Genomic DNA, 1,955 nt, shown 5'->3' with positions numbered 1-1,955 from the left:
GGGTTTCATCTTCGTTCCTTCGTCACTACGACGAAGCCCAAATCCTCCTTAAATCACAACCTCAAATCTGTGCCATTGGCGCTGACGGGGGACAGACGAAGACGGAGCGGTAGAAGTAGCTGCCACATCCATTCGGGATGCTCAGGCCGGATGCGGCCGGCACTTGGCCCACGTTGGATCTTGTCCATCGGTAATCGCCTTGCACTCCGTAGGACCCCAACTGCGTGGAGTCGCTGCGATTGCAGTCACCATCTCGGTTTTCGTGCTGCCGGTACTGGATGTGATACACGCGAATGCTCCGAACAAAGTCAAAGGCGTCGCCTGAGATGTCGATGTCGGCTTGTTCATCCGCTTGGACGCGAACAAGGGGTATCGGAGTCGATTCCTGCGGTTCGGGCGGATCGCGGAACGTGATCTCATAAAGGCGTTCCATGGGCGACATCGGACTGGGATCGTTTAACGACACACCCATCGGACACCGCCAGATTTGCAAGGGCGGCTCGATCGGCCATGGCGTGATCCGCCGAATGAAGACCGCTCTAGCATGCGCGCAGGGCGCGGAGGCAGGCCAGCCCCCCGCAAGGCAGAGGAGGATTGCACAGTCCACCTGATAGGCCTGAGCCGGACCTGACGAGGCCATTAGTCCGGATATGCTTATTGCCGTGGCTGTAGCCACGCCGTGGATCACGTGCTTCATGATGCCGACTCCATCTATAATGGTGCAGCGATACGAAACAACATTAATGATAGCAAGGAGATTTGATTGATTGCCGCGCGCAAGCGTTCGCTTTCTCCGCTTGAAGGCTTTCGAAATCCGAACCCGGTTTTGACTACCTTGGCCTGTCGAAAGCGGCCAAAACACCGGCCTCCCGGCGCGAAATTTTGAGAACAACAAATTGGAACGAAATACAAAACCGGAGACCCAATGCGGTCAAAAAAGCGGTCACGGAAGAATTGACTGCGTGGGCCACGCGAACGCTGTGTCCCAGCACCCATAGTCTTGGGCGGGGCCGTTCGATCTTCGTCGGGTCAGTCGTAACGCCTGATTGGCGGGCTCGCTTCGGTTATTTCAGAGACGGTCCTTGAGATGCCGCATGAACTCCATCCGCTCATGCAACACCGCTATGATGATCGGGCGCGGCCCGGCAAGCCACACGATGAAGTGGTGTTCGCAACGGTAGATTCTGACATCACTTGGCAGTTGTTCGAACTGATGCGCCTGCGCCCGGCCGGACGCCACGGTATCAAAGCACGTCTCAATCTGGTCGAGATACCGGTCAGCCTGATCGGCGCCCCAGGTCTCATATGTGTAGGCCCAGATACCGCGCAGATCTTCTTCTGCCGCATGCGTCAGGTCGTAACCAGCCATTGGAAACCTTACTTCCCGGCCTGTTCACGTGCTTCGCGTTTGATGTCGCTGATCGACTTTGAAGAGAACTCACGGCGGCGGGCCTGCTCGATGCGCGGCTCAATAAACCGTGCCAGGGCATCGAAGGCTGCCTCTTCGCTCTTCCCCTCCAAAGGGGGAGCATCACCAAGTGTCCGATTCAGGACGTAGTCCTTGATGCTCTGACCTCTCAGGGCCGCGATGGCCTTGAGCTTCTGATGTTCTTCAGGGGTGATATCGATCGAGAGTCTGGGCATGGAGAGACGATAGCCATTTCTGACCCACAAAACAACATTTGTTCATTCAACAGCATTCTGGAACCTAGTATAGTGCCCTCTGGCTTCGCAGGCTTTTGCAAAAGGCGCAGGCGAGCCCGGTTCTTCGGCTGGACTCCGGTGCAGAAGGACGGGAGGGGGCAACGATCCTGTGTTGTGGCCTATGTTGAGATCGAACATGCGCTTGAAGATTTATGGCAGTATCTGATACGATTGAGCATGGATAGGAGAGTCTGATGCCAAACGTCCACCTGACCGAACCGATGCAGAAATATGTGCAGGCGCAGATCGAG

3 protein-coding genes are annotated in these 1,955 nt (G+C 56.2%); all 3 read right to left on the bottom strand.

All coding sequences use genetic code 11. From position 1 onward, the window contains the following. Positions 1 to 61 precede the first annotated feature (61 nt). Positions 62 to 433: a hypothetical protein gene (locus G455_RS26650; RefSeq protein WP_240474639.1), complete on the bottom strand. Its 372-nt coding sequence runs from the start codon at positions 431 to 433 to the stop codon at positions 62 to 64. Between the two features lie 636 nt (positions 434 to 1,069). Then, the gene (locus tag G455_RS0122115; protein ID WP_028095595.1) at positions 1,070 to 1,369 is read right to left on the bottom strand and encodes a type II toxin-antitoxin system RelE/ParE family toxin; all 300 of its coding nucleotides are present in this window, start codon (positions 1,367 to 1,369) and stop codon (positions 1,070 to 1,072) included. Positions 1,370 to 1,377: 8 nt separating this feature from the next. After that, positions 1,378 to 1,644, bottom strand: a complete 267-nt coding sequence (locus G455_RS0122110; RefSeq protein WP_035367221.1) for a hypothetical protein — start codon at positions 1,642 to 1,644, stop codon at positions 1,378 to 1,380. Positions 1,645 to 1,955: the final 311 nt, after the last annotated feature.

Source organism: Pseudodonghicola xiamenensis DSM 18339 (assembly GCF_000429365.1).
Classification (GTDB): Bacteria; Pseudomonadota; Alphaproteobacteria; order Rhodobacterales; family Rhodobacteraceae; genus Pseudodonghicola; species Pseudodonghicola xiamenensis.
The sequence above is the reverse complement of the archived record's forward strand: the minus strand, read 5'-3'. Positions and strand labels throughout refer to the sequence as shown.

What these genes read in the sequence shown, in the direction of transcription:
- G455_RS26650 (WP_240474639.1), bottom strand. Translation starts at nt 433, where the DNA reads ATGGAACGCCTTTATGAGATCACGTTCCGCGATCCGCCCGAACCGCAG.
- G455_RS0122110 (WP_035367221.1), bottom strand. Translation starts at nt 1,644, where the DNA reads ATGCCCAGACTCTCGATCGATATCACCCCTGAAGAACATCAGAAGCTC.
- G455_RS0122115 (WP_028095595.1), bottom strand. Translation starts at nt 1,369, where the DNA reads ATGGCTGGTTACGACCTGACGCATGCGGCAGAAGAAGATCTGCGCGGT.